This window comes from Vibrio sp. A2-1, from assembly GCF_021728355.1.
GTDB classification, from domain to species: domain Bacteria; phylum Pseudomonadota; class Gammaproteobacteria; order Enterobacterales; family Vibrionaceae; genus Vibrio; species Vibrio splendidus_K.
The window spans coordinates 1-7000 of sequence record NZ_JAKKCO010000017.1 but is presented as its reverse complement, the minus strand read 5'-3'; the positions used below and the strand labels follow the sequence as shown (position 1 = coordinate 7000).

Below are 7000 nucleotides of genomic sequence, written 5' to 3'. Positions count from 1 at the left end.
GTCGCCGAATCAGTAAAAATCTATAATGAATATAGGCCTCACACAGCTCTAAAATACAAAACGCCCGATGAAATACATCGAGCGTTTTAGTCAATCAAGTGTCAACCCATATCAGGACGGGTCACAGGTAAACCTATTGAAGGCAATAAAAAATTCAGCACCGAGTACAAAGGCGCGGACTGGTATTTCTCTTCTGAAAAGAATCTGACTTTATTTGTTAATAATCCTGAAAAATATGCCCCTCAATATGGTGGTTATTGCGCTTGGGCTGTTTCAGCAAAAAGTGATTTTGCACCCGGAGACCCGAATCAATGGACGATTGTTGATAACAAGCTTTACCTCAACTACGACCAAGAGATTAAACAGCGTTGGGAACAAGACCGAGCACAACATATTCAAAAAGCCGACACCATTTGGCCGCAACTGATCAAATAAGGGAATAACCATGACATTCACTCCAGCTAAACATATTCCTGCGGCATTTATCGCTTTCGTATTTGTTCAGTCGCTGTTTTTTAAGTTCACAGGCTCATACGAGACTGAGCATATCTTTGGCACCTTGGCGACATGGTCGGGCTTAAGTTGGTTCGGTTCATTTGGCGGTTACTTAATTGGGTTTGCTGAATTGATTGCTGCCATTTTGCTGTTTACTCGTTGGCATGGCCTAGGTGCAATCATGAGTGTGGGAATTATGAGTGGTGCGATTTTCTTCCACCTGTTTACACCACTCGGTATTCAAATGCCTGAGTTTAATGCAGCGGGTGAAATTGTCGGTTATGACGGTGGATTACTGTTTGGTATGGCATGCCTAGTGTGGTTATGCGGTGCATTTTTAAGTGTGAAAGATTTCAAGAATCAAGACGGTTTCCTAAACAACTTTAGTCAATAAGGTAGCTTCATTATGATTGATAGTCCTTTTCGTTTACCACGTTACACGCCTTTTGGTTTAGGTGAGTCTGTTGTCGAGTGGGCAACTGGGCTATCTAAGCTAGATAAACTCTATCAAGATAGACCTGATGAGTTGTCTAGTTTTGAATTCATGCATCACACCCTGTCGGCACTCAATATCGACTATTCTGTTTCCGCAGGCGCCACAGGTAATATCCCGGAAGAAGGGTCAGTGGTGATTGTGGCTAACCACCCGCTTGGCGCAATTGAAGGTGTGATCCTTGCCGATCTCGTAGGATCAGTAAGGAAGGATGTGAAGGTGCTGGCCAATGAGTTACTTAAGCGCCTGCCTGAGCTGGATGATCTTTTCATCGGTGTAGATGTCTTTAACAGTAAAGAATCAAAACGCACCAATGCCAAAGCCATTCGAGATGCCAATCGTCATTTGGCAGACGGTGGATTGTTGATTGTGTTCCCTGCTGGCGAAGTATCGAGTTACCGTAAAGGGGCAAAAACACTAACAGACATCGAATGGAGCAAATCGGTTGCCAAGTTTGTTAAGCGTCACCAAGCCACCACAGTGCCTATCTTCATCAATGGTAAAAACAGCGAGCTTTTCTACCAAGCCGGACGAGTTCATCCACTGCTAAGAACGGCTTTACTTGGTCGTGAACTTCTTAATAAACGAGCGACTACCATCTCTATCTCTATCGGCTCTTCAATCCCATACTCAGAGATAAAATCGTTTGAACAAGAAATGGATATCGTCAACTATCTGCGACTCAATACCTATCTGATGAGTCAACAAGATAGTCCTAGCACGCCAATCCATGCGCCCTCTTTTGACACTCAGGTTATTGCACCTATTCCATCAGAAGTACTCTCTATAGAAGTCGCGTCACTTCCTCAAGAAATGAGATTACTTGAACAGGGCGATTTTGAGGTGTATTGCACACCAAGCCAGTCGGTCCCCAATTTAATGCGCGAGATTGGTCGAGTAAGAGAAGAAAGCTTTAGAGAGGTCGGCGAAGGCAGCGGGCTTGCCTGTGATTTAGATGAGTATGACCTTTACTACCATCAACTGTTTGTGTGGAACAAAGCTAAGGCTGAACTGGTCGGGGCGTACCGACTTGGTATGGTCGACAAGTTGATCGCTGAGCACGGGCTTGATCAACTCTATTCCCGCAGTCTGTTTAACTACAATCAAGAATTCATCGATACCTTAGACAACAGCATTGAGCTTGGGCGTTCTGTGGTGAGCAAACCTTATCAAAAGAGCCTTAACTCACTGTTACTATTGTGGAAAGGCATCGCGGCCTTCGTGTATCGTCATCCTCAATACACTCACCTATTCGGCCCAGTCAGTATCAGTAATGATTACAGCCATAATGCGCGCCTGTTGATCGCGACCACCTTATCAATCCACCATTATGATGAGGAAAAGGCAAATCTGGTTTCTCCTTCTTCACCACTCAATACCAGTAATCACGTGTTCTGGCAAAATCATCTGTTATCGTCATTGGCAAGTGTTCCTCTGCTCTCTAAAGTGTTAGCACGTATGGAGCAAGGAAAAGGCCTACCAGTACTACTGCGCCAGTATCTAGGGATGAACGGTAAGTTGGTGTGCTTTAACGTCGACCCATCATTTAATGATGCTCTGGATGGCTTGATTGTGGTTAACCTTAAGAAAGTACCATTGAAAACTCTTGGTAAATACATGGGTAGAGAACTTGCTCAAGATTATCTAGAACAGCACGCTCGACGCTGATTTAGCCTGCTCTGTACCTATACTCAAATAAGTGCGATGATTTCGACACTTATTTGGGTTAGGTTATTTTCATGCACACCTCTTTTATCAAACAACTACAAAGCTTTGACTTCTCTGAGAGTCAGGTTGAATCTCTATTAGCTGTCGCGAAGCCGCTTGAGCTGCCAACCCGACACATCCTGATCAATCAAGGTGAGATGGCGAGTTCAATCTACTTTGTACTTGAAGGCTTATGCCACGCTTGTTATCTCACTAATGACGGTAAGCAATACAGCAAAGAATTCTACTGGGAACAAGACTGGATCATCGGCTTTGAGAGTTTGATAAAGAACCAAGCGTCCCCTTACCTACTAGAAACACTCACACCAATTACTATGTTAGAACTGCCAATGAATGCGGTTATTGAGTGGCGTGCAGCAAATAACCCTTTGTATTTAAAGCTGTTAGAAACTCAGCTGATGCATAAGGAAAACAAAGAACGCTTTATGCTGCTCTATACTCCAGAGCAACGCTATCAGCTTTTCTGCGAACATTACCCCGACCTTGAGCAGCGCTTGAACGACAATCAAATTGCGGCCTATCTAGGAATAACCGCCATCAGCCTGAGCAGAATTAAAGGTCGAATTAACAATAGTTAATGCCAACAATCATCGCACATAGTACATTCAGAGCATCGATAACCTCTGGATGTAAACATGATCACTTGGCACTCAATTCCCTTCTCTGAACTTTCAACACAACAGCTTTATCAACTACTTAAATTACGAGTAGATGTGTTCGTCGTTGAGCAAAATTGCCCTTATCCAGAGCTCGATGGTAAAGATACACTCGCAGGTGTTGAACACTTGCTTGGCTATGCTGATGCAGAGCTAGTGGCGTGTGCACGTTTGTTACCACCCGGCACCTCTTACGACAACACGAGCATCGGCCGAGTGGCGACCAAGCAATCGGCAAGAGGTGATGGCTTGGGTCATCAATTGATCAAAGAAGCGTTAACACGCTGTGAGTCTCTTTGGCCGAACAAGACCATCGATATTGGCGCGCAACAACACCTAGAAAACTTCTATGCGAGCCACGGGTTCGAAACTATCTCTGAGATGTATCTGGAAGACGATATTCCGCATGTAGACATGAGATTAGAAAAGTAATGACGAATATCACTGTCGGTATTCTATTGTTGGTTGCAGGTAACTTGTTTGCCTCGCTTTCCGACGTAGCGGTAAAACTATTGAATGGCGAAGTACCGCCCTTACAGTATATTTTTTTCCGACAGTTGATATCTCTGCTCATCATCACCCCTTTGTGGCTACAGCAGAAAAAAGAACAACGACGCTTACAACAAGCTAAAGTGACCTTTATTCGAGGACAACTGATCCTAATCGGCAGCGGATGTATGGTCGTCGCGATCACCCACCTTTCTTTAGCTACCGCCAACGCAGTATTTTACGTCGCGCCCCTGTTGATGTTACCTCTCTCTATGTTTCTACTCAAAGAGCAACCGGCACTTGGCAAGGTTATCGCCACCACTATCGGTTTTATTGGTGCATTGATTGTCTTGAGGCCATCACAATTTCATTGGGCAGCACTGTTTGCTTTGGGTACAGCACTCACCCTCGCACTATTCAATGTATTGGTAAGAAAGCTTCCTAGTGAGCAAACTGTGGTTACTACGCTGTGGTGGACAACGTTATGCTCTATTCCAGCCTCATTAGTACTGTGCTTCTTATACTGGCAGCCGGTGTCTGTGGAGCATTTGGGATACATAGCATTAAGTGCGACGCTAATTTTAAGCTACAACGGACTTGCGGTCGCTGCCTACCAAAAAGCACACTCTAGTCAAATTGCCTTGGCTGAATACTCAGGCTTAGTGTTTGTCGCAATAATAGGCGCGATATGGTTTGATGAGATTCCAGATACGTTAACCTTTATCGGAATTATGCTCATCATCTTACCGCTTGCACCTTTCAAGCGACCAAAAAAAAGAGCTAATCATTAGCTCTTTTCTATCGACTGTCTGTATCTGACGAAGCGCTTTAACGCAGGCTCAGTATTGAGCTATTTACTACGGCCAAAGCCACCGTCTGACAATCGGAAAAACATCACCGAAGTGTTGCCTTTTTCTAGCTGAAGAATGTCTAGTTTCCCGGTCTCGGCGAGTTTGAATCGAACTAGCTGGCCTTTACGAATCTGACTAAGTGGTTTGTCTGCCCCTTCAATACGCACTAGCGCGTTCAAGTCAGACAACGGTAAGTCGTTATTTCGAAAAACCTGCGCTAACGTATCCCCTTGCTTCACAAGATACTCTTGCCAATTGTTGTTACTCGGTTCTGATGAACTGCTCTTGGCATTTTGCTGTTCGCTTAAGCCAACCGTGTTTATCTCAAGCTCGACGCGCGATGTTGCTGGGGCTGCGTCTACTTTAGGTTCTGGTAGCGGCACAAAAAGTAAGATCAATACGATCGGCGAAATCACCATCAATAGTCTCTGGTGTAATTTCGGCAATGATCCCCAGGCCTGCACGGTTGAGGTTTTCATTTTCTTGATATCGATCGAACTTAATTTATCTTTGACCTGATTCAGTCGATCCTTGAACTCTGCTAAGTGGTCTACTTTCTGTTTTTTCTTTTGACGACGATTCATGCCACTGCGTCCTATACATTGAATAACTACAGTATAAAAACCAAAGTACCAACAGTATAGATCTTTCCGCTACAACAGAGACCAAAGCAAGAAAATTGACATAGCTGTGATTTGGACACGGTAAAGCGTAAGTGATCAGGGGCTAGCCGTTTATTCAGGCTGCTAATACTGGTATTCTTACCCTTTTCGTACTGACAAAAAGAGTGACTTTTCATGTCTGAAGTAAAATTTGAAACTGTAGAGCAAAAAGCTAGCTACGGTATCGGTCTACAAATGGGCCAACAACTTGCTGGTTCTGGTCTTGAAGGCCTAAACGTAGACGCAATCGCTGCTGGTATCGCAACAGCTCTAGTTGGTGACATGCCAGCTATCGAAGTTGACGAAATCAACAACGCACTACAAGAGCTACACACTCGTGGTGAAGCTGCACGTCAAGAACTAGCTAAAGCAGCTGCTGCTGACGGCGAAGCTTTCCTAACTGACAACGCTCTTCGTTCAGAAGTAACAGTTCTTGAGTCTGGTCTTCAGTACGAAGTACTAACTGAAGGTACTGGCGAAATCCCTACTGCAGACAAGCAAGTACGTGTTCACTACCACGGTGAACTAACTGACGGTACTGTTTTCGACAGCTCTGTATCTCGCGGTCAACCTGCTGAATTCCCAGTAACTGGCGTAATTCAAGGTTGGGTACAAGCTCTACAAATGATGCCTGTTGGCTCTAAGTGGAAGCTATACATCCCTCAAGATCTAGCATACGGTGAGCGCGGCGCAGGTGCTGCAATTCCACCATTTGCAGCTCTAGTATTTGAAGTAGAACTTCTAGCTATCCTTTAATTTTTATAAAAACCTTTAGTAAAACAAAATACTATAGGCAAATAAAATTAAAATAATCCAACGGCGATGTGACTACATCGCCGTTTTTCGTTTATAGTGAATAGGTCGATTACTTTATTACTTAAGGAAGAATAATGAAGAAAATACTCATCACTATGCTCAGCAGCCTTGCTGTAGTCTCTTGCGCTAGCACTAGCGACTCTGAACAAACCGGTTCAACATCAGATACCAACTATTCCCAACTATCACAAACTGCCCTGATGGCAGCTGTAAATATGTGGTCTCAACAAAACGAAACAACACCACTTGCAGATACCGTTGCTGATCAAGCATCTGTAACAAGCGATCAAGCGATTGGCGGTATCGGTTCAATGCTAGCACTTGCACAAAATTCGCTTGGCACTGCAGACAATAAAGAACTCGCATCACTCATTCCTGGAATGTCTTCACTTGAATCGACTGGCTTATCATCAGTTCTAAGCTCACAAGGTGCTGTTGAAAGTGCGTTTGCTGGGTTAGGTATGGATTCGTCAATGGTTACGACATTTGCACCCATCATTCTTCAAGCACTTCAATCACAAGGTGCAACGAGTGGCCTTATGGATTCACTCGCCGCTCTTTGGCAGTAGGCCATCACGATTAGCGATTAGTTGAAGAATATTGTAAGGGCACTTCGGTGCTCTTTTTTGTGCGTGGAAGAAAAGATATTTGAGATACGAGATACGAGATACGAGATACGAGATTGATATGGCCCCTAAAAAGTAGACACAGGGGTTTAGTTGATTAGTTCAAAGTCCATGGGACTCACTCCACCTAGAGTCCCATGTCTTCTTACTGGATTATAATAGGTATCGATATAAATTCGACTCT

At 44.1% G+C, this 7000-nt stretch carries 9 protein-coding genes and 1 pseudogene; 9 read left to right on the top strand and 1 reads right to left on the bottom strand.

The genetic code is table 11. The features are described from left to right. From L3V33_RS23080 to L3V33_RS23050, 7 genes and pseudogenes are all read left to right on the top strand, one after another. The coding region (locus tag L3V33_RS23080) for an integrase core domain-containing protein (RefSeq protein ID WP_150330760.1) at positions 1 to 90 on the top strand (90 nt) is incomplete at its 5' end. 33 nt (positions 91 to 123) lie between these two features. Continuing rightward, positions 124 to 435 (top strand): annotated as a pseudogene (locus L3V33_RS23075) (YHS domain-containing (seleno)protein); the annotation flags it as partial. Positions 436 to 445: 10 nt separating this feature from the next. Further along, positions 446 to 889: a hypothetical protein gene (locus L3V33_RS23070; RefSeq protein WP_004735264.1), complete on the top strand. Its 444-nt coding sequence runs from the start codon at positions 446 to 448 to the stop codon at positions 887 to 889. Positions 890 to 901: 12 nt separating this feature from the next. Then, the gene (locus L3V33_RS23065) at positions 902 to 2656 is read left to right on the top strand and encodes a lysophospholipid acyltransferase family protein (protein ID WP_114634051.1); all 1755 of its coding nucleotides are present in this window, start codon (positions 902 to 904) and stop codon (positions 2654 to 2656) included. Between the two features lie 71 nt (positions 2657 to 2727). Next, positions 2728 to 3294: a Crp/Fnr family transcriptional regulator gene (locus L3V33_RS23060; protein ID WP_114634052.1), complete on the top strand. Its 567-nt coding sequence runs from the start codon at positions 2728 to 2730 to the stop codon at positions 3292 to 3294. A gap of 57 nt (positions 3295 to 3351) precedes the next feature. Next, complete coding sequence (locus tag L3V33_RS23055) at positions 3352 to 3804, top strand: GNAT family N-acetyltransferase (protein WP_114634053.1); 453 nt, start codon at positions 3352 to 3354, stop codon at positions 3802 to 3804. Further along, complete coding sequence (locus tag L3V33_RS23050; RefSeq protein ID WP_017096572.1) at positions 3804 to 4652, top strand: DMT family transporter; 849 nt, start codon at positions 3804 to 3806, stop codon at positions 4650 to 4652. The genes L3V33_RS23055 and L3V33_RS23050 overlap by 1 nt, the downstream gene beginning before the upstream one ends. A 59-nt stretch (positions 4653 to 4711) precedes the next feature. Here L3V33_RS23050 and L3V33_RS23045 read toward each other — a convergent pair whose 3' ends face one another. Then, entirely contained in the window at positions 4712 to 5296 is a 585-nt protein-coding gene (locus tag L3V33_RS23045; RefSeq protein WP_065207478.1) for a LysM-like peptidoglycan-binding domain-containing protein, read from the bottom strand. 213 nt (positions 5297 to 5509) lie between these two features. Between L3V33_RS23045 and L3V33_RS23040 the strand changes: the two genes are divergently transcribed. Continuing rightward, positions 5510 to 6130 carry an FKBP-type peptidyl-prolyl cis-trans isomerase gene (locus tag L3V33_RS23040; protein WP_017078817.1) on the top strand — a complete coding sequence of 207 codons (621 nt, stop codon included), beginning with the start codon at positions 5510 to 5512 and terminating at the stop codon, positions 6128 to 6130. Positions 6131 to 6264: 134 nt separating this feature from the next. After that, positions 6265 to 6759, top strand: coding sequence for a DUF2780 domain-containing protein (locus L3V33_RS23035; RefSeq protein WP_065207479.1), 495 nt, complete (start codon positions 6265 to 6267; stop codon positions 6757 to 6759). The last annotated feature ends 241 nt before the right edge of the window (positions 6760 to 7000 follow it).